We start from the raw sequence: 19,595 nt of genomic DNA on the forward strand, positions 1-19,595 counted from the left end.
CGGGCTATCCTTCGATCAACCTTGTTGCAATTGCCTCGATATCCTGTGCCGCATTTGAATTGGGATGACGGGTTAAAAGCGGCGTCTGGTTACGGATGCATTCCGAAACCTTGCTATCTGCCCGGATCACACCCAGAAGCGGCGGCGAGATTTTAAGGAAACCCTCGCACGCTTTCAGAAGTTTGCCATAAATGGCTTCGCCTTCCTTTTTGTCCTTCGCCAGATTAACCACCACCCGGATATCGGTTTTGGGCCGTGCCATATGGGTTACTTTGATAAAGGCATAGGCATCGGTCAGGGCGGTGGGGTCACCATTGGTCAATACGATAACGGTATTGGCAAGGCTGGTCATCTGGCGCACGCCCTGGTCCACGCCCGCGCCCAGGTCGATCAATACCTTGTCATAGGATTTGCCGGTTTGCAGCAGGTCATCTGACAGGGCCTGCAGGCGGGCGGTCGACAAATTGGCAAGCGTGCCCGACCCGCTGCGCCCGGCAACAATATCAAACCCGCCATCTTCAAATTCGGTAATGGCATCGCGCAGCGCAAGGCGGCCGGAAATAACACTGCCAAGGTCGTGCTTGGGCATCAGGCCTAGCTGGATATCGATATTGGCAAGACCCAGGTCGCCGTCAAACAGCAATGCCTTAAGCTCATGCAGGGCAAGGGCATGGCACAGCGAAATGGCAAACCATGTTTTGCCCACACCGCCCTTGCCCGAGGCAATGGCAATGACATTACGTCCCTTGGGGCGTCCTGCCTGTTTGGGGGTGGCATCAGTTTTGGATGTCATTTCATGACCTCGGCGAAACTCGTTTTCTTGTGGCTGTGTCTGGCAGGAATAAGCAACTTTGCCAGTGCGACCGGGCTAATGGCTGTTAACCCGTCTGCAACCTGTGCGGTCATGCTGACATTGCAGAGGGAAAGGTTTCCTGTGTCCGCACCATATAACGCCCCTCCCAGTCGTGATGCAACATCAAGGCGTGTTATCAGCATGCGGGTTGTACCGCATTCGGCAAAGGCATTGGCAATATCCCCGGTTTCCTCGGCATCAACACCGGCAGGGCAAACCAGGATCGGCTCGCTGGGAACGGATTGCAAAAATTCGCCAAGCGTTGCCAGTTCGGTCTGCAGGTAGGGATTGCAGTTTGCCGTATCGACAAACACCAGGTCCGATCCCCGCACCGCTTCAAACTGGTTACGCAAATCATCTGGCGATTTTATGATGCCCAGCGGAATTTTCAGGATTTTGGTAAAGGCCCGTAATTGTTCAACGCCACCGGCACGTTTGGTATCGCTGGTCAAAACGGCGACCCGACGTTTTTTCATCACCGCCCGTGCGGCGGCCTTGGCCACACACAGGGTCTTGCCCGATCCCGGCGTTCCGACAAAGGCAATGGCGCGCGGGCTGCTTTTTTCGGGCAACGGGGTAAATTCAAAAATCTCGTCTAACGCGCTTGCCAGCAATTGCTGGACATTGCCGGGGTTACGTTCGCGGCCCATGGCATCGCACAGGCGCAGGCGCAACCTTTCGGGCACCGAATGGCGGATAAGGGCGGCTTCGGCTTCCTCGATCAGTTCATCAAGGCTGGGCGCACCCAAGCCATCGTCAACACCAGTGCCAATGCCGATATCAAATTCAGGTTCGCTATCAATCGCGGCGGTCAGGCGCACGCCCGACCCGGGAATATCCTGGGTCGAAACAATGATGGCATCAGCCCCCATATGTTCTTTGACCAGCGCCATCGCCGCACTCATGGTCGGGGCGGTAAATGTTTTAAGACGCATGGCACGCCTCTTTTTGCCCGATCATCAGATTTGCCCCATTGTTTTTAATTGTGCCTTGGGGTGAATTTCGTTTTGCGACATCACAACCGTTGCCGGGCGGAAACGCTCTACAATCGACCGGACATAGGGGCGAATACCCGGGCTGGTCAGCAGGACAGGGGATTCCCCCATCATGCCAAGGCGCTCAAACGTGGTGCGCACCTTGTTGATAAATTCCTGAAGCTGGCTTGGCGGCATGGAAAGCTGCTTTTCCTCGCCACTGCCCACCAGGCTTTCGGCAAAAATCTGTTCCCATTCCGGCGACAGTGTTACCAGCGGAATAACACCATCGGCGTTTGAATTGGTATCGGACAATTGCCGGGCCAGCCGCGATCTTACATGTTCGGTCATGAAGGTAGGATTGCGGGTAAAGGCAGTAGCCTCGCCAATGCCTTCCAGAATGGTCGGCAGGTCACGAATGGAAATGCGTTCGGTCAACAGGGCCTGCAGGACACGCTGCACACCACCGACCGAAATCTGACCGGGGATAATATCCTCGACCAGTTTTTTCTGTTCGTCTTCCAGCTCGTCAAGCAGCTTTTGCGTTTCGGCATAGGATAGCAGCTCGGGCATATGGTCCTTGACAACTTCGGTCAGGTGCGTGGTGATCACGGTTTGCGGGTCCACCACGGTATAGCCCCGGAACATGGCTTCTTCCTTCATGCCCTGTTCCACCCACATGGCAGGCAGGTTGAAGGTCGGTTCGATGGTTTTTTCACCGGCCAGCGTAATTTCCTCGCCGCGCGGGTCCATCACCAGCAGCATGTTGGGGCGCAAATCACCCCGGCCTGCCTCGATCTCCTTGACGCGCACGACATAGGTATTGGCCGGCAGCTGCATGTTATCCTGAATGCGCACGCTGGGCATGACAAAGCCCATATCCGCCGCCATCTGGCGCCGCAGGGCTTTGATCTGGTCGGTCAGTTTCTGGCCGCGTTCCGTGCTGATCAGTGATAGCAGGCCGTAACCCAGTTCAAGGCGCACATAATCCATGCGCAGTGCATTGGCGATGGGTTCTTCGGCGGGCGGGGCGGCGGCCTGTGCGGCGGCATCGCTTTGCTCGCGCGTGGCAACTTCGGCGGCGGCCTTTTGCCGTTTGCTCAGGAACCAGGCAAGATAACCAAGGCCAATGGCGGACCCCATAAACCAGATCATGGGAATACCGGGCAAAAGCGACATGCCGCCCATCATTGCAGCGCCAATGCCAAGGGCGGCAGGGTAGTTCGATACCTGGCCAAAAACGGCCTTTTCGGTCGCACCTTCCATGCCGCCTTTGGTGACAAGAAGGCCTGCTGCGGTCGACACGATCAGTGCGGGGATCTGCGAAACCAGGCCGTCACCCACGGTCAGGATGGTGTAGGTTTCGGTTGCTTCATTCAGCGACAGGCCCATTTGCGCCGTGCCGATGATGATACCGCCAATAACGTTGATAAACGTGATCAGAATACCGGCGACCGCGTCACCGCGCACGAATTTCGATGCACCATCCATGGAGCCGAAAAACGCGCTTTCTTCTTCCAGTTCCTTACGCCGGGCCTTGGCCTGTTCCTCGTTGATCAGGCCTGACGACAGATCGGCGTCAACCGCCATCTGCTTGCCGGGCATGGCATCAAGGGTAAAACGTGCCGCGACTTCGGCAATACGGCCCGAACCCTTGGTGATCACGACAAAGTTGATGATCACAAGGATGGCAAAAACAATGATCCCGATAACGAAATTGCCGCTGACCAGAAAACTGCCAAAGGCCTGAATAACATGCCCTGCTGCCTGTGGTCCTTCGTGGCCATGGCCAAGGATAAGGCGCGTGGTGGCAATGTTAAGGGCCAGTCGCAACGATGTTGCAACCAGCAGGATTGTCGGGAACGAGTTGAATTCCAGCGGTTTTTGAATAAACAGGGCCGTCATCAGGATCAGGATTGAAAAGCTGATCGAGATCGCCAGGAACATGTCGAGCAACCAGGTCGGCAACGGGAACATCATGATCACAAGGATCAGGACGAAGCCCAAAGCCATGGCAATGTCGCCGCGGCGCAGGGCCGCACGTACGCGGACCTGCATATTGGCCATAAAATCGCCCCCGCCGGCCGAACCGTCGGATTTTCCAGACCCCGAAGGGGTTATTTGGCGACCATCTGCCATATTCGTAAACGTTGTTCCTGCTTGTTGCCCGGTTTGGCGGTTTTTTTCCTGCCCGTCTTTTATGCGTGATCCGGTGCCATGTCACCGTGTTTGCGCAATCGATTATTTAAAAGGGGCAGCACAGTTTCCAGCCGCGCGCTTCCCTGCCCGGTCACCCATTGCCCGGCAGCGGAATATCAACCCCTTCATCGGTATATTGGCGCAGTTTGTTACGCAAAGTACGGATCGATATACCCAATATATTGGCGGCGTGCGTGCGATTGCCAAAACAATGTTTCAGGGTATCGATAATCAGTTCACGTTCAACATCGGCCACCGTGCGCCCAACCAGCGCTGCCGTGATCGACCCATTGTCAGAAATCACCCCGTGATCAGCCGTTTCCGCAGACGGCACCCCGCTGCCATCTGGCGCGTGATGGGATGTATGGGCTGCATCATCTGCCGGGGCTGCCGGTGTATGGGCGGCGGACTGTTCGGCGGGGCGGGCCGCATCGTAAGGATGGGGGGCAGGCTGGCCATAACCGCTGCTTGCCGCGCCGGAATTGCGATAGGCCTGGTTGACATAGGTGGGGTTATAGGCCGCTGCGGCCGCATTGCTGCGTGCAATGTCGCGCGGGTCGCTGCCGTTTGCCGGGGCTGTTGCGGGGGCAGCGGGCTGCTGTGCCGGGGCGGGTTGTGATTGCGCGCCAGCAGGTGCGCCGCCCGTCAGCATGATGGCCTCTGGCCCGATTTCATCTGGCCCGGCAATCAACACCGCGCGATGCATGGTATTTTCAAGTTCACGCACATTGCCGCGCCAGTAATGGCTTATCAGCCGGTCAATCGCCAGCGGGCTGATCGGGCGGATCGGCATGTCGTTGGCTTCGGAATATTTGCGCACGAAAAATTCTGCCAGCACCGGAATATCGCCCGGCCGTTCGCGCAACGACGGAATATCAAGATTGACGACATTCAAACGGAAATACAGGTCTTCGCGGAAATTGCCCTGCTGGACATAGGATTCCAGATCGCGGTTTGATGTCGCCAGAATGCGGACATCGACCTTGACCGGTTTGCTGCCGCCCAGCCGGTCAATTTCGCGTTCCTGAATAACACGCAACAGCTTTGCCTGCAGGCGAACATCCATTTCACTGATTTCATCAAGCAAAAGGGTGCCGCCATCGGCCTCTTCAAATTTGCCAATACGCCGGGCCTGGGCGCCGGTAAAGGCCCCTTTTTCATGGCCGAACAGTTCTGATTCCAGCAGGTTATCCGGGATGGCCGCGCAATTCACCGCGACAAAGGGTTTGTCCGCCCGGTTGGATTTGCGGTGGATAAACCGGCTTAAAATTTCCTTGCCGGTACCACTTTCACCCGTGATCAGGATGGATGCATTGCTGCGTGCCACCTGTTCGGCCAGACGCAGGGTTTCGGTCATGCGCGGGTCGCGATGGATCAGGGCATGGCTTTCTTCGGTTACGGCTTCAAAAATGGCCGCAATCAGGGCGGCTTCGGGGGGCAGGGGGATATATTCCTGCGCACCGGCCTTAATGGCATTTACCGCACCGTTAATGTCATTACCCACGCCACAGGCCACCACCGGTACGCTGATGCGTTCGGTCGACAGGGCCGTAATCAGCGCACCAACATCAAGCGCGATATCGGCCATGACCAGATCAATCCGCTTGCCCGCGCGCAGGATGTTTAACGCCGTGGTGACGCTTTCGGCCAACTGTACCGAGGCACCCCGGGCCATCGCGATCTTGCTGGCTGCGCCGATCTGGCCGCCCAGTCCACCAACGATCAATACCTGCATTGCCTAATCTCTTTCTGATCCGCTTTTTGTGTGTCTGTGCTGTGATACCATTGATTTATCACTAAAAAATGGCAACAGAAGATCAATCAAAATAACTGACCCGTTTTGCCGGCGGCAAAATGGAATTCAGCAGCATTTCCAGGCGGCGGGGGTTTTCCTGCCGGCCAATGGAAACGGCACCCACCATATAGACCGAATTCAGCAGTTCTTCTTCCTGCGAGTTACGTTCCAGTTTGGCGGCCAGTGGCATGAAAACCATGTTTGAAAGCACGGCACCATAAAATGTTGTCAGAAGGGCGACCGCCATGGACGGGCCAATTGACGACGGGTCATCAAGGTTGCCCAGCATCTGCACCAGACCGATCAGTGTCCCGATCAGGCCCATGGCCGGGGCAATGTCGCCCGCTTTTTTCAGGATGCTGGCCCCCTTGTGATGGCGGGCGATCGTGGCATTCATGTCTTTGCGCATGATACCTTCGACTTCCTCGGGCGGGGTGCCATCCACCACAAGCGACAGGCCCTTCCACAGATATTCTTCACTCAGCAGGCTATCAAGATGCCCCTGAAGGGACAGGACGCCGCCCTTGCGGGCAATTTCGGCAAGCTGCAAAATCTGCAGGGCCGCATCGGACGGGTTACGCGACGGATGAAAAATTGTCCGCGCCAGAACCTTGCCAATCCCCAGAAATTCGCCCAGGGCAAAACACACCGCCGTAATTGCGGCCGTCCCGCCCAGCACGATCAGGATTGATGGTACGTCAATAAATGCGCCGGGCGACCCACCCAGCACAATCGCAGCTATCACCAGCGCAAACCCGACGAGCAGTCCGACCACCGTTGCGATGTCGAACGTCGTCTTCGTCCCCCCGTCCGCCATTCCCAGCTATCCTTCTGACCAGCCTAGTTTCGTTCTGATTTGATGATTTCCGTCATGGTTACACCCAGACGGTCTTCCACCACAACCACTTCGCCGCGGGCGACCAGGCGGTTGTTGACATATATATCAATAGCTTCCCCAACCTTGCGGTCAAGCTCCACGACAGCACCACGACCCAATTTCAGCAGTTGGCTGACCTGCATGGTCGCTTTTCCCAGCACCGCCGAGACCTGAACGGGAATATCATAAACCGCTTCCAGGTCCTTGGAGGTTTTCATCCCCTCGCCGCTGGTATCGAGTCCGGCCAGCAATTCGGTTCCTTCGCCTTCCAGCTCGATATCATCATCATCGAGTTCGGACAGTTCAAGATCGTCATCATCTGCCATTTTGTTCTCCTGCTTGTATCGGGGCGGATTGCTCCTGCCGAACCTGCATTGTCGCTTTCATCACCGCTGTGATGCAATCTATTGTTTTATTTTGCCAAAGGTATCTTTTGCCTGGCATGTGCGGGCGCACCCTAATTATCGCCTTTTGGCAGTTCTGTCCCATCCGCATTTTCAACACCCGCCGGTGATGGGGCATGTTGGGCTGGCTGGTCAGGCTGCATTGACGGCCCCGCAGGTGATGCCGGTGCTGTTGCCGTTGCCGATACGGATGATTGCGCCTGTTCGGCCGGGGCATTGCTTTCCCCTGCAACCTCACCTGTTGTTGCCTGCTGGGCAACGGGGGCTGGTCGTGGTTGCTGCTGTGGCTGCGGCTCGGGCAGGCGGCTTTCCTGCACGGCGGGGTCTGCCATCGGGTTATTGTCGGGCAGGGCATGGGCTTCGCGATGTGCGATAATCGCATTTTCAACAATGGCGTTGATTTCGCCCCAGGTACGGGCCTGGTCGCGAACGGCCGTGCCATCGCCCCACGATACACGGCAATCACCCTTGGCAATGCTGGCTTCGCCCACCACAACGGCCTGGCCGGAAAAACCCCTGCTTTGGGCAATTTCACTTACGCGCGCCTGCAATTCCCCGGCAATTTCGGGATGGACCTGAATAAGCACCTTGGGGGCATCAAACAGGTTCGACAGGCATTTGCGAACGATGCTTTCGATTTCGACGGTCGAATTTTCCTGCACCCATGCCGGCAATAGCTTTTTGACAATCGCGCGGGTAACATGGATGCCATCTTCGGCAGTGCTGGCATGGGCCCGCTTTTGCAACTCGTCGATATGTACAAGGCGTGCCGCCAAAAGCTGGGCTGTATCGGCAACCGCCTTTTCCAGCGAATTCAGGATTTCCTCGCGCCCCTGGTTAAGGCCCTGTTCATGGCCTTGGGCAAAGGCTTCTTCACGTGCGCGCGTTTCGGTATCGCGCAGCATGGTTTGCATTTGCTCTTCGGTATAAATGGCGGGTGGGGGCGGCGGGGCCTCGTCTTCTTTTTTCTTTTTCTGCGATTTGCGCTTTAGCGAATAATGTTCTTCTTCCGCGCCCGCAGGGCGGATAACGGTGTCCGCGTCGTCAAAATTTAAGGTGAATTTGAATTTTTCGATCGCAGTCATGTCATTTCGGCAATCTGTCGGGTGTTAGTCCGGGGCCGTAACCCCGGATCAGGAATGTCAAACAGGCAACATCATACCAGCGGTGATCAGTTTTCCTGATAAAGCCAGTTGCGAATGATCGCCAGGGCCTCTTCCGGGTGTTTGTCGACAATTTCGCCAATCTTTTTGACCGACGATGCCTTCACCCGGCCTTCGACCTGCGAAATGTTGATCAGTTCGTCATGCTCGTCAGCCATATGTGCGCCCGGTACCGGGGCAGGGCCCGCCAGTGCCGGCTGCCCGCCTTCGGCCAGCATGCTGCCATCTTCGGCCAGAAGCTGGCGCTGGGCCATATCCGCCGCACTGGGCAGCGTTTCAAAGGCACGGGTAAGCAGCGGGCGAACCACCAGCAGGATAACCAGGATCGCGACAATCGCTAGTACCAGCATTTCAGCAATGCGGAAGACTTCGTTTTTGTCGAGGCCAAGGAAGGTATCAACCGGTGCATCGCTGAACATGTCGGATGTATCAGCAAATTTCATGTTGATGACTTCAACCTGGTCACCACGGTTGGGGTCATACCCAATCGCGCTGCGGACCAGGGCGGCAATCTTGTCCAGGTCCTGGGGCGAACGTTCCTGGTAAACCTGCTCACCATTTTCGTTGGTGCTGTAGGTGCCATCAACCAGCACAGCCACCGTCACACGGGAAATTTCGCCAATTTCCTTGATGCTGGTGGTGGTGGTTTTGGAAATTTCGTAATTGACCGTTTCTTCCGAGCGGTTTTCCTGGCTGTTGCTGCCCGCGCCATTGCTGCTCAGGTTCGGGTCCGGCAGGTTGTTTTGCAGGGTAACCGGGTCGGTGCCATCGGTTTCGGTATTGGTCGATGTCTGGTCAACTGTCTGGCTGGAACGCACAACCTGCTCATCGGGGTTGAAACGTTCGTTATTGGTCGTGACCTTGTTGAAATTCATATCGACCGAGACTTCGGCGCGCACCTGGTCATAGCCAAGCGAACGCGACAGCAGGTCTTCGATGGTGTTGCGCAGGCGCGTTTCATTGCGGATGCGCATTTCATCGGCGGTCTGGGTCAGGAAGGTCGCTGTTTGCTGTTCACCATCACCACGCGCCAGAAGATGGCCGCGCTCATCAATGATGGAAACCTTGCTGGGAACAAGCTGCGGCACGGCAGCGGCAACAAGGTGCTGAATGGCGGCGACCTGCTCGGCATCAAGTTCCTTGCCCTGAAGCTGCAGGGCAATAGACGCACTGGGTTCCTGGGTTTCGCGCGAAAACATCTGGCGTTTGGGCAAAACCAGATGCACACGGGCCTGCTTGACCGACTGAATGGAGGCAATGGTGCGCGAAAGCTCACCTTCAAGCGCACGGACATGGTTGATGTTCTGCTCGAAGCTGGTCGAGCCCATGCCATCCTGTTTGTCAAAAATTTCATAACCGACAGATCCGCCCGACGGCAGCCCGGCTTCGGCCATGGCAATGCGCAGGCGGTTGACCTGGTCGGCAGGAACCAGAATTTCAGTGCCGCCCTTCAGAAGCTGATAATCGATCTGCTGGCTATCGAGGCGGTCAACGATCTGGCCGGCATCGGCAGGGGACAGGTCACGGTACAGCAGATCCATGTTCGGCGCGGATACGCGCAGAATCAGAAAAGCAAAAAACACAATCAGCAATAGGCCCACGCCCGACAACGCCATCAGACGTGTCGGCCCCAGGCTCTTGAGAGTCTGTAAAATGCCGCCCATTCAGGCTGCTCCTATCCCGCTCGGTCACCCCAATTCCCAAACTGGCATGCTAGCAATGCCTACCAACCCCTATCACGAATAGGGGTCCAAGTTGAAGAACAGGTTAACGACCGGCAATTTTTGCCCACTGGTGCCCGTTTATGGGCATTCGGGGTTGAATGCTCGATATTATACTATGTAGGTACCCGTTTGCCGAAAAAAAAGCCCGGCCAAAAGCCGGGCGAGTCCCTAACAGTAAGCCTGTGGCAGAAGCTGCCAGACCAGCAGCGCGGGGGATTAGCCCGCGCCAGCCGGTATTAACGTTTCACCCGGATCAGCTCGTCGAGCATTTCGTCCGTGGTGGTAATGGTTTTGGTGTTGGCCGAATAGGCACGCTGGGTCACGATCATGTTGGTGAATTCTTCGGCCAGATCAACGTTCGATGATTCAAGTGCCGAAGCCACAACCGAACCCGCACCGTTCAGGCCCGGTTCACGCAGTAGATAGTCACCGGATTCACGGGTCTGGCGGTAAACGTTGCCCGTGTGGTTTTCCAGTGAATCCGGTGCTTCAAAGGTGGCAACCGCCAGCTTGTAGACCGGGCGTTTCACACCATTGGCGAATTCGACCTGCAGGAAGCCGTCTTCGGTAAAGCCATAATTCACCATCGTACCGGCCTGTGCACCATCCTGGTTGATGAAGTGCGTGGTATAGTCGATCAGGTTGCCGTTGGCGTCCGTGCCAGCAGCAAACTGGGTGATGCCGTCGGTCTGGCCAATGGTCCCGGCATCAAGCGTGAACGAGCTGGGCTCGGCACCGTTGGACCAGGTGATGCCGGTGATCGGCTGGTCAACACGTGACAGGCCGCCTTCATCGGTAAAGGTTTTAAGCGCGCCGTTACCATCAAAGGTCATGGTGCCCGATGCGATCAGGCCATTCGGATGTGCGGTAGCATCAAGCTGGCCGGTTGCGGTCGAACCGGTCAGTTCGTAACCCCATTTGTTCTGGCCCAGTTTGACGACCTGCAGGTTCAGCTTGTGCGCCGTACCAAGCGAGTCATAAACCGTGATCGGCAGGGTGTTGTTTGCCGTAATCGCGCCCGATGCGATGTTACCCGCACCCGGTGTAAAGGCTGCCGTTGTGGTCAGGGTCCCAAAGCCAAGGGCTGCCAGGTCACCGCTGGTGTCGGTCAGGGCCAGGGTCTGTTCCGGATCGGTCGAGGAAATCGACAGGGTGTGGTTGGTGCTGGTGGTGTCAACCGTTGCCGAAACACCCGTCAGGGCCGAAATCTTGGCAGCCAGGCTGTTCAGGGTTTCACCTGCGGCAATGGTAATGGTCTGTGCGGCACCGGTGCCAACCGTAATGTCGAACGTATCGCCCGCATTGATACCGGCAAGCGTCGTAAGGTCGGTGGTGTCAGCAACGATACCGGCGGTGCTTGACGTGGTCGGTGTTCCGGCAAGCGGGGTTTCATCGGCGTTGAAGTTTGCGCCAAATTCAATCCGCGTGGTCGATGCCGCAGCCGTCAGGATGGAATTGATATCAAGCACCTGAAGGTCGCCAGCCGCCGAGCTGTTGGACGAGGTGACAGCACCGGTACGGTCAAGCAGCTGACCGTTACGGTCGGTCGCCCAACCCTGCACATAATAGCCGGCAGTATTTTTCAGATAGCCGTTATCGTCCGGTTTGAAGTCACCGGCACGGGTAAAGAACAGTTCGCTGTCTTCGCCCGGGGTTGCGGTATCGCGCACCAGGAAGAAACCGTCGCCGGAAATGGCGGCTGCCGTGGTGGAGGACGTTGCCTGCAACAGGCCCTGTTTGCTGATCAGGGCTGTCGGGTGAAACTGTACGCCACCAGGGGTGTAATTGGTGTGGGTGGCGGCCTGGGTCACCAGGGTCGAGAAACGACCCACGGTGCTTTTATAGCCAACCGTATTGAGGTTCGAGATGTTGTCCGAAATAACGCCAAGGTTCTGGCTCTGGGCGTTCAGGCCGGATACACCGGAAATCATTGCACCGAAAAGGCTCATTTTCTGTCTCCTGCGCTTACAGGCTGTTAGGTATTTTTAAGTTGCTTTAACGATCAGGCAGCGTCGTCGGTTGCCGTGTCGTCGCCTTCATTTCCGGTGCTACCTGTTCCGGAGTTCTCATCAGAATTCGATGCCAGCTTGACGTTGGTCAGGGTGGCAAACGGAACCGACACATCGCCGATCCGCAGATAAATATCGTCATCGCCAATATCGACACTGTCGACCTTACCCACGATGCCGATCGAAACCGTTGCGGCCTTGCCTTTGGAATCCTTGAAGGTATCGCCATCATCACCCAGCGGTTTGACCACCAGGGTATAGGCACCTTCTTCCTGGTCCGTGCCCGAATTGTCCTTGCCATTCCAGGTAAAGGACTGGACGCCGGAAACATCGGTGACCGTTTCGGAATAGACGGTTTTGCCGTCCTGATCGACGATCTGCAGCTGGGCCGAGGGGACCTCGGGCGAAATGCTGTATTTGAAGTCCATGGTTTCGCCAGCGCGATGCCAGTTGGTGTCGCCAACCGCCTCGATCTGTGCACCGACATAGGACAGTGCCGAAAGCTGGCGCTGCTGGCCCTGCATCGTCAGCAGGTTTTCAAGGTTCTTGTTGGTCTGGATACCCTGTTCCACCTGGGCGAACTGGCTGAGCTGGTCGGTGAATTTGTCACTTTCCATCGGCGAGGTCGGGTCCTGGTTTTTCAGCTGCGTTGTCAGCAGCGTCAGGAAGGTATCAAAGTTCTGCGACAGCGATGCGGCCGATTGTGACGAGGACGCATTCTGATTGGAGGTCTGAAGACCAATATTGGTCAGGGATGAAACAGTCATCTTCTAGCTCCGGTCTCTAAATGCGAATATCAACAAGGCCGTTGGAATTGATGCCGTATCCGACAGCAACATGCTGGGCGAGTTCGGCACCGCTGATAATGTCACCCTCATTGGGACGGGATGTTCCATTCCGGCCGGAATTCCCGGCCTGCTGGTTCTGGTTTTGCCCCTGGCCACCTTCCTGGCGGTGCTCAAAGGTGAAACTTTGTGAATCAGCGCTTAATCCCGCATCGCGAAGGGCCTGCTGCAGGCCTTTGACATCCTGGCGCAGCATATCAAGGGTCTGGCGGTTATCGGCCTGCACCACGGTCTGGACATGTCCGTCATGGTGAATTTCAAGTTTCACATCGACCCGGCCCAGATGTTCGGGGCGCAATTGAACCGAAATACGGTCCACGCCATCGCTGGCGGCATTTTTAATATGTACGGCCACTTGTTGCTGCACCGTTTCGGCGGTCGCGGCCCCTTTGCCCGCCTGTGCGCTGGCAGCCTGTGCCGTTACCGTGGCTGTTGTGGTGCTGGCTACATTTTGCCCGGGCAGGCCGGTGACTGCGCTATTGGCGCTGGCCCCGTCAATCGCGCCAACACCGGCATTGGCCGTGGTCTGGCTGCTGCTGGCGGCCGGGGTGGCACCCTGCGGCGTTGCGGCCGATTGCAAGGCGGCAAGATTTGCCACATTGGTGCTGCCGGCCTGGCTGTTGGCATTGGCGGCGTTTGCCGTGTTGTTATTGCCATTCTGGCTGTTATTGCCGGTATTGGCGTTTGCATCCGGTTTGGCGGCACCCTGCTGTTTCAGGGCGGCTTCAAACCCGGTTTTGGCATCGTTTCCGGTGCCATCTGCTGTTGCGTCACTTTCCATACCGGCCATTGCCGCGGCCTGCATGGTTTTGGCGGCACTGCCATCGCCCTGCACGGCACCATTTGCCGCGCCCGATTGCGAAAGGGCGGTCGAATTCAGCAGGGCATCCTTTGATGACCCGTCACCGCCCTGCATGTTTTCGGCCTGTGCGCCCATCCCGGTGGGGACGCCAATGACGGTCTGGCTGGCAATAACAGGCTGCGTTGCTGCGGCAATGGCTTCGGCAACGGTTTGATCGCCCGTTGCTTCGGCCTGATCGGGGGTGGTGCCGGCGTTGGCAGGTTTGCTCGTGTCCGCCAGTTTTTCGTCGTCGCCGGCACCTTGGGTGTCTTTTGGGTTGCCCGTGTCTTTATCGGCAGTTTCCTGCGCGGGCTTGTCGTCTGCCACGGCATCCTTTTTGTCATCAGGGCGTTCGGCTGATTTCGGCTTGTCTTTGTGGCCGATATCATCCTTGCGGGAATCATCGGCTTTGTGAACCGGTTCGTCGTCCCGGCGATCATTGCGCGCAGATGCGTCTCGGTCATCGCGTGCGGCAGTATTTACCGGCGACCGGTCATCCCGATTGCTGCGGTTGTCGCGCAATGCGGTGTCCTCGGCGGCATTATTTGCCGGTCGGTTCTGCGTCCGGGCAGTATTCTCTGCCCGTTCAGCATGAACCTTGTCCATGATGTCGGCAAAGGCCACACTGCTGCTGGCAGGCTGGTTCTGCGCAGGCACCGATATGGTAGGCGTACTGATTTTATCGATCGCAGAGCTGTGCATGACACGGTCCCTTTTGTAAGTCTGCGATAGATAATGCAAACAGCGGGCCAGTTTTCATGTTTACGAAATATTAATGCCGATCAACGCTTTAACGCGGGGCAGGCGCCATCAGGCATTTTTTGCCGGTCTGTCTATATCCGCGATTTTGGCAGGTCTTTACCGGGGTGCATTGGCGACGGCAAAAATGAACCAGTATAAATGGGTGGATTTTTACCGATATTGCCGGGGTATTATGCCAAATCGCCAGTAGGTGAGGGCGCCAGTGCATTGACGCTTTCACCTTCCTCATTCTCGTCAGGCTTGGCCTCGTCTTTATTCTGAATGCTTTGTTCCTGGAGTTTCTCTGACTGAGCGGGAAAGACCCTGCTAATGGGCGCGAACTGAAAAAAACGCATCCCCCATCTCACCAACCAAACCTGGGCTTATCAAAGACCGGTCAATATTGGATCGGAACTTGCCGGGATGGGAATGTTTTCGCAAAGCATGGCGCCGCCTATCTTGTCTGTGCAGCCTTTGCCTGTCGGGCAACTGCGATAGCGATATTTGAACAGGTATTGCCTGCCGGGGATTCTGACCGAGAATGCCCACTTTTGTAAGCAGATAAGTGAGAAGGCGCAGGTAACAGTGCATATTGTTTGTTCCGCGCAAAATAAAACGCCCCGGATTGCAATCGGGGCGTTTGGCATTCTGATTGGTGGGCCTGACGATGATATCGCACGTCTGGCCGAAAGATCAGGCCGAGATCGAAATACCGGACGGGCGCGGCGGCTGTTTCGGTTCGTCTTCCGATGCCGACGAACGGGGTGCGCCTTCGCTTTGTTCCGATGTCGGTGCAGCCGCAGCCTGAGAAAGGTCCTGCTGTTCCAGATTGCCATCTTTGGCACCCTGAACGGCCTGGCGCAGTTCATCCGTGCTCCGGCGTGCAAGAATTGCCCAGGAATCCCGCATCGGGGTCAGAAGGCCGATCACATCCTGTGCTGCTTGCGCATCGTTGTTGCGGTCAACCTTCATCAGGTGGACCATCGAAAAACGGTAAATTTCCTGCAGGTTACGGGCAATTTCGCCACCCTGTTCAAGGTCAAGCGTCCCTGACAGATGGGCGATAATCTCCATCGCGCGGCCATTTGCATTACAGCGGGCCTCAATATCATTTGCTTCAATCGCCTTGATGGCTTCCTGAAGCACAGATATGGCCTTGTTATACAGCATGTAAACCATTTGGGCCGGCGATGCCGTGTTGACCTGCTGGTCGCCATAGGCGCGGGCTGCGTTTGTATTCATGCCATATTCCCTGATAGTCAAAAGACGGAGGTCGGAGAAATTAGTCCGGTCTCTTAGTTATCGCTTTTCCCTGCCGCCATCAACTCATCGAGCGAGTTCTGAACGGTTTTTATCTGGGCGAGCGCTTTCTCCAAATTGATGAACTTGTTGAGCGATACTTCACGCTCGCTCGCTATTCTAGCATCAATACGATCTATCTTTTCTTGATAACTGGTGTTCTGAGTTTCGACGGCATCAATTTCTTGCGGCAGGCTACCATTCTCGCTGTTCAACATGTCTTGCATAGCAAACTGTAAGCGAGCCCCTAATCCAACCGAAGTGTTTATGGTTGCAGTTTCGGTTGCGCCATCTGCACCACTATAGAATAACCTTAGCCCATCGGCCGTTGAGATGCTGTTGCCGCTAATGGTGGCATCTTTTGTTTCGCCGTTTAAAGTATAGGTTGCGCTGGTGATCGTACCACTAGCATCTTTGGTGACTGAAAATTGATAACTTCCTGCACCGGTGTTTCCGGTGAAGCCAGTCATATTGAACGATGGATTGTCACTGACGGCATTAAAGTTAAATAGTTCGGCAACTTCGTCTGCGTTGTTAATGAGCATGTCATTAAGCTTTGTTTCGTCAATTTCCAATGTCCCAGCACTGTATCTCGTATCATCGCTTCCTCCTGCTGGTGTTGCAGAAGTTAGTGAGATGCCTATTTGCGCTAAAACGGAAAGATCAGAACTTTGGGATGTACTGCGAAAAGGGGTAGATCCTACAATCTGTTGTAAACTGGTTTCAATCGATTTGACCGCTGAATTCCCCAGCAAAACAGAGCCTTCAGCGGCTTCATTCGTCTGTGGGTCAACATAGGTTTTTTCGTTGATATAGGACTTGACGGCATTGTAGGCATCTACAAACCCAATTATGGCATTTTTCGCTGCACTTAAATCTTGTTCAACCTCAACATTGATTTTCATACCTGGCTCAGCGTCGTAGAGACTAATCGACAGGCCATCGACAAGGTCGTCAATATCGTTCGAGGAACGTGTAATTGATACGCCATCCATGGTGAATTGCGCATCATTTCCCGGATCAATTTCCTGGGCAGCGTTAAGCTGAGTGCCACCAGCGCCATCATCAACCAGAATACCCAAATTTTGCAGGACATTGCCCGTGTCATCGGACAGGGATATACGGTTGGTAGAGCCTTCTTCTGTTGACGTCAGAATAATGGTTGATTGACCATCGGCAACCTTCACCACCGATGCCTGAACGCCTGATGTGCTGGTTGTTGAATTGATTTTATCGCGGATATCTTTAAGAGAATCTGTTCCCGTAACTTCGATTTGGATGCTGCCTTTGGCAGTACCAACTGTAAAAGTACCGGTACCGATTGCCGTGCCACTGCCATTGGTTGCAGTGCTTAGATCGTCATCCGGGTTAACATTGACGGTTTCTGCACCGATCTTGTGTTTCGAGGCAATCTGCGAAATTTCAAACTTATAGCTGCCTGTAGCTGCGTTATTATTTGCGCTAACTGACATCAGGTTAGCGGCATTACCATCCGCAGAAGAAGTGAAAACCTGTTTCGAGGCAAAGGTGTTTTTCGATTTGTCAAAGCTGGCCGCACCATAAAGGTTGGAAATAGAGCTTTGTAAATCTTTGACCAAATCTTGGAGTTCTCGAAGTGAAGTCAGTTTTTCGTCGTTGGAATCAATGCGTTTTTGGAGGTTGTCAGCCGGGATGCGGCGTGCCTTCATCATCTGGTCAACAACATCGACAAAATCGATATTAGAACTCAGCCCCGAAAACTGAATTCGACCGTTATCGCCAACATAGACGTTATTTAAATTGACGCCGCTCATGATGCGTCTCCCGGTAACAGAATACTGGGCAAAATCTGCCCAAAACGATTATGCGCTGAAACCTACGCAAATACCATGCCTGTACTGCGTTTATTTAACAGTTTTCAGGCTTCTTCGTTTACAAAGGTACCGAGGTAATCACGAATTTGGGAGAAGAGGTTTTGAAGTTCCTTGGAGGGAATTTCCCTCAGGATTTCTCCGTTTGAACGATCAGTTACCTTTGCAACAACACGTCCGGTATCACGGTTGAAATTGAGTTCAATCCGATAATTGTCTAGCGGGCGGTCGGGAAGATCAAGGTCGGCAAATGCCTGCTTTAGCTGATCGGTTGCATCAATCGGAGCAATATCCCCAGATGCCTGATATCTTGATACCGGTGTACTGGCAGAAGAGGAATTCGTCTGTACGGATGTCAACCCATTGGTTGAACCACCTGCAGGAACGCCGGAGACATTGCTGCCCGAAGCGGGCGTATGATGCGACGATAAAGCCTGGGTGATATCCATTTGGGCCTCCTATGTCGAATATCTCGACAAAGGATAATCCGTAGAAAGAACGGGGGACAAGCCCCCGTTCTCGTACGAATATCCGGATTACTGCAGCAGACGCAGCAGGTTCTGCGGCATCTGGTTGGCCTGTGCCAGCATGGCAACACCAGACTGGACAAGAACCTGTTTTGAGCTGAAGCTGGTCATTTCCGCCGCAACATCAAGATCAAGAAGAGTGGATCGAGCAGATTCGTTGTTTTCGATTGATGAAGCAAGGTTTTGCGATGCAAAATCCAGACGGTTCTGTCCAACGCCAACTGCCGAGCGAGCTGTCTGAAGCTGATCAATTGCGTCCGAAACAACATCAATGGCGGCACTTGCTGCACCGGCCGTGTTAAAGTCGGTGATGTCAGTCAGATTATTGCCTGTTCCTGAGCCCAGAGTTTGTGAGTTCACCACAGTCAGGTCAAAGGTCAAATCGTCCTGGGCAGGATTGTTTCCAGAGCCAATTTTGAAGGTCAAGCTGGCTGCGGCACCTGTTTCTGCTGCCGTAGTCAGAGTGGATGCATCAGTAGCACTATCAAGACCAGCAGCAGCTGTCGCACCAAAGTTGGAGTTAATCTTTACATTAATGCCCAACTGGCCGAACGACAAATCTTTCGTTTGCGTGCCGGTGAGTTCTTTCGCACCACCGGTAATGTAATCGCTTACATCAACCGATTGCGATACACCAGTAGCAACGTTGGTCAGGCTCATGACGGTGGTGGTACCGGTCGTTGCAATGTCAACGGTCACCTGATTGCCGGTAGCGATGCCTGATGCATCTGAAGCAACGTCGAAGCTGACAAAACCTGAATCTGCTCCGATATCAGCTGCAGCATTACCCGTGCCAAAAGCGGCTGGATCAAAACCCAATTTGGTCTGACCGGCTAGCAGTTGAACACCGTTAAACTTCGTGGATGAGGAAACACGATCCAGTTCGTCACGGAGGGTGCTGAATTCGTCAAAAGCGTATCCACGCTCCACAGACGACAGGTTTTCGGAAGAACCCTGAACCGCCAGAGTTTTCATCCGGACAAGAATGTTGTCAATCGTGCTCATGCCGCCATCGGCGATCTGCAGCATCGAGTTTGCCTGGCCAATGTTAACGGTTGCCGTTTTCAGAGATTGAACTTCGGCGTTCAAACGAGAACCAATAGCCATTGATGCAGCGTCGTCACGCGCAGACACAACACGGGTACCCGAAGACAGTTTGGCGAGCGAACGGGTCGCCATGTCATCGGAAGCCTGCAGGTTACGGTGTGCAACGTTGGCGGCGTAGTTGGAAATAATATTCAAAGCCATAGTGATATACTCCTACATGGATCACTTGCAATTGGCGATCTTGCCAATCAAACCCGGCGTTCTTGCCGGATGGCACCGAGATCTTCTTGATCAGGGGATGCCGATTCGATAGTCAAAATATACCCAACTGCGGAGATAGAGTCTACAGTTTTTTGAAATCCCGAATTACCTAATGATAATAACGGACTTCAGGTTTTCTTCGCCAGCAACGTGCGGTCTATCTGGCGAAAAATGCAGTCCGCGAAG

General features: G+C 54.9%; 15 protein-coding genes. All 15 read right to left on the reverse strand.

What is annotated here, in order from left to right; all coding sequences use genetic code 11:
- Positions 1-4: 4 nt before the first annotated feature.
- Positions 5-793 (reverse strand): MinD/ParA family protein, encoded by a 789-nt coding sequence (locus CSC3H3_RS04035; protein ID WP_101263898.1) that lies wholly within the window; start codon positions 791-793, stop codon positions 5-7.
- Entirely contained in the window at positions 790-1,788 is a 999-nt protein-coding gene (locus tag CSC3H3_RS04040; RefSeq protein WP_101283879.1) for a flagellar biosynthesis protein FlhF, read from the reverse strand. The genes CSC3H3_RS04035 and CSC3H3_RS04040 overlap by 4 nt, the downstream gene beginning before the upstream one ends.
- A 24-nt stretch (positions 1,789-1,812) precedes the next feature.
- Positions 1,813-3,966 (reverse strand): flagellar biosynthesis protein FlhA, encoded by a 2,154-nt coding sequence (gene flhA, locus CSC3H3_RS04045; protein WP_101263900.1) that lies wholly within the window; start codon positions 3,964-3,966, stop codon positions 1,813-1,815.
- A gap of 151 nt (positions 3,967-4,117) precedes the next feature.
- A complete protein-coding gene (locus CSC3H3_RS04050) occupies positions 4,118-5,761 on the reverse strand; it encodes a sigma-54-dependent transcriptional regulator (RefSeq protein WP_101283881.1) in 1,644 nt (547 codons plus the stop codon).
- Positions 5,762-5,843: 82 nt separating this feature from the next.
- Positions 5,844-6,638, reverse strand: a complete 795-nt coding sequence (locus CSC3H3_RS04055) for a motility protein A (protein ID WP_101263902.1) — start codon at positions 6,636-6,638, stop codon at positions 5,844-5,846.
- A 23-nt stretch (positions 6,639-6,661) separates the two neighbouring features.
- Entirely contained in the window at positions 6,662-6,916 is a 255-nt protein-coding gene (fliN, locus tag CSC3H3_RS04060; protein ID WP_371440813.1) for a flagellar motor switch protein FliN, read from the reverse strand.
- Positions 6,917-7,155: 239 nt separating this feature from the next.
- Positions 7,156-8,187, reverse strand: coding sequence for a FliH/SctL family protein (locus CSC3H3_RS04065; RefSeq protein ID WP_101283883.1), 1,032 nt, complete (start codon positions 8,185-8,187; stop codon positions 7,156-7,158).
- Positions 8,188-8,273: 86 nt separating this feature from the next.
- Entirely contained in the window at positions 8,274-9,929 is a 1,656-nt protein-coding gene (gene fliF / locus CSC3H3_RS04070) for a flagellar basal-body MS-ring/collar protein FliF (protein WP_101263904.1), read from the reverse strand.
- Between the two features lie 296 nt (positions 9,930-10,225).
- Positions 10,226-11,938: a flagellar hook-basal body complex protein gene (locus tag CSC3H3_RS04075; RefSeq protein WP_101263905.1), complete on the reverse strand. Its 1,713-nt coding sequence runs from the start codon at positions 11,936-11,938 to the stop codon at positions 10,226-10,228.
- A 53-nt stretch (positions 11,939-11,991) separates the two neighbouring features.
- Positions 11,992-12,765, reverse strand: coding sequence for a flagellar hook assembly protein FlgD (locus tag CSC3H3_RS04080; RefSeq protein WP_101263906.1), 774 nt, complete (start codon positions 12,763-12,765; stop codon positions 11,992-11,994).
- Positions 12,766-12,781: 16 nt separating this feature from the next.
- Positions 12,782-14,386 (reverse strand): flagellar hook-length control protein FliK, encoded by a 1,605-nt coding sequence (locus tag CSC3H3_RS04085; RefSeq protein ID WP_101283885.1) that lies wholly within the window; start codon positions 14,384-14,386, stop codon positions 12,782-12,784.
- A 732-nt stretch (positions 14,387-15,118) separates the two neighbouring features.
- Complete coding sequence (fliS, locus tag CSC3H3_RS04090) at positions 15,119-15,667, reverse strand: flagellar export chaperone FliS (RefSeq protein ID WP_101283887.1); 549 nt, start codon at positions 15,665-15,667, stop codon at positions 15,119-15,121.
- Positions 15,668-15,720: 53 nt separating this feature from the next.
- Positions 15,721-17,517: a flagellar filament capping protein FliD gene (fliD, locus tag CSC3H3_RS04095; RefSeq protein WP_101283889.1), complete on the reverse strand. Its 1,797-nt coding sequence runs from the start codon at positions 17,515-17,517 to the stop codon at positions 15,721-15,723.
- Between the two features lie 104 nt (positions 17,518-17,621).
- Positions 17,622-18,023 carry a flagellar protein FlaG gene (locus CSC3H3_RS04100; RefSeq protein WP_101283891.1) on the reverse strand — a complete coding sequence of 134 codons (402 nt, stop codon included), beginning with the start codon at positions 18,021-18,023 and terminating at the stop codon, positions 17,622-17,624.
- An 87-nt stretch (positions 18,024-18,110) separates the two neighbouring features.
- The gene (locus tag CSC3H3_RS04105) at positions 18,111-19,349 is read right to left on the reverse strand and encodes a flagellin N-terminal helical domain-containing protein (protein WP_101283893.1); all 1,239 of its coding nucleotides are present in this window, start codon (positions 19,347-19,349) and stop codon (positions 18,111-18,113) included.
- Between the last annotated feature and the right edge of the window lie 246 nt (positions 19,350-19,595).

Source organism: Thalassospira marina, from assembly GCF_002844375.1.
Classification (GTDB): Bacteria; Pseudomonadota; Alphaproteobacteria; order Rhodospirillales; family Thalassospiraceae; genus Thalassospira; species Thalassospira marina.

Excerpts from the sequence above, each read along its gene's own strand:
- fliD (WP_101283889.1), bottom strand. The coding sequence starts at position 17,517 with ATGAGCGGCGTCAATTTAAATAACGTCTATGTTGGCGATAACGGTCGA.
- CSC3H3_RS04040 (WP_101283879.1), bottom strand. The coding sequence starts at position 1,788 with ATGCGTCTTAAAACATTTACCGCCCCGACCATGAGTGCGGCGATGGCG.
- fliS (WP_101283887.1), bottom strand. The coding sequence starts at position 15,667 with ATGAATACAAACGCAGCCCGCGCCTATGGCGACCAGCAGGTCAACACG.
- CSC3H3_RS04055 (WP_101263902.1), bottom strand. The coding sequence starts at position 6,638 with ATGGCGGACGGGGGGACGAAGACGACGTTCGACATCGCAACGGTGGTC.
- CSC3H3_RS04105 (WP_101283893.1), bottom strand. The coding sequence starts at position 19,349 with ATGGCTTTGAATATTATTTCCAACTACGCCGCCAACGTTGCACACCGT.
- flhA (WP_101263900.1), bottom strand. The coding sequence starts at position 3,966 with ATGGCAGATGGTCGCCAAATAACCCCTTCGGGGTCTGGAAAATCCGAC.
- CSC3H3_RS04085 (WP_101283885.1), bottom strand. The coding sequence starts at position 14,386 with ATGCACAGCTCTGCGATCGATAAAATCAGTACGCCTACCATATCGGTG.
- fliN (WP_371440813.1), bottom strand. The coding sequence starts at position 6,916 with ATGAAAACCTCCAAGGACCTGGAAGCGGTTTATGATATTCCCGTTCAG.
- CSC3H3_RS04035 (WP_101263898.1), bottom strand. The coding sequence starts at position 793 with ATGACATCCAAAACTGATGCCACCCCCAAACAGGCAGGACGCCCCAAG.
- CSC3H3_RS04065 (WP_101283883.1), bottom strand. The coding sequence starts at position 8,187 with ATGACTGCGATCGAAAAATTCAAATTCACCTTAAATTTTGACGACGCG.
- CSC3H3_RS04080 (WP_101263906.1), bottom strand. The coding sequence starts at position 12,765 with ATGACTGTTTCATCCCTGACCAATATTGGTCTTCAGACCTCCAATCAG.
- CSC3H3_RS04075 (WP_101263905.1), bottom strand. The coding sequence starts at position 11,938 with ATGAGCCTTTTCGGTGCAATGATTTCCGGTGTATCCGGCCTGAACGCC.
- CSC3H3_RS04100 (WP_101283891.1), bottom strand. The coding sequence starts at position 18,023 with ATGGATATCACCCAGGCTTTATCGTCGCATCATACGCCCGCTTCGGGC.
- fliF (WP_101263904.1), bottom strand. The coding sequence starts at position 9,929 with ATGGGCGGCATTTTACAGACTCTCAAGAGCCTGGGGCCGACACGTCTG.
- CSC3H3_RS04050 (WP_101283881.1), bottom strand. The coding sequence starts at position 5,761 with ATGCAGGTATTGATCGTTGGTGGACTGGGCGGCCAGATCGGCGCAGCC.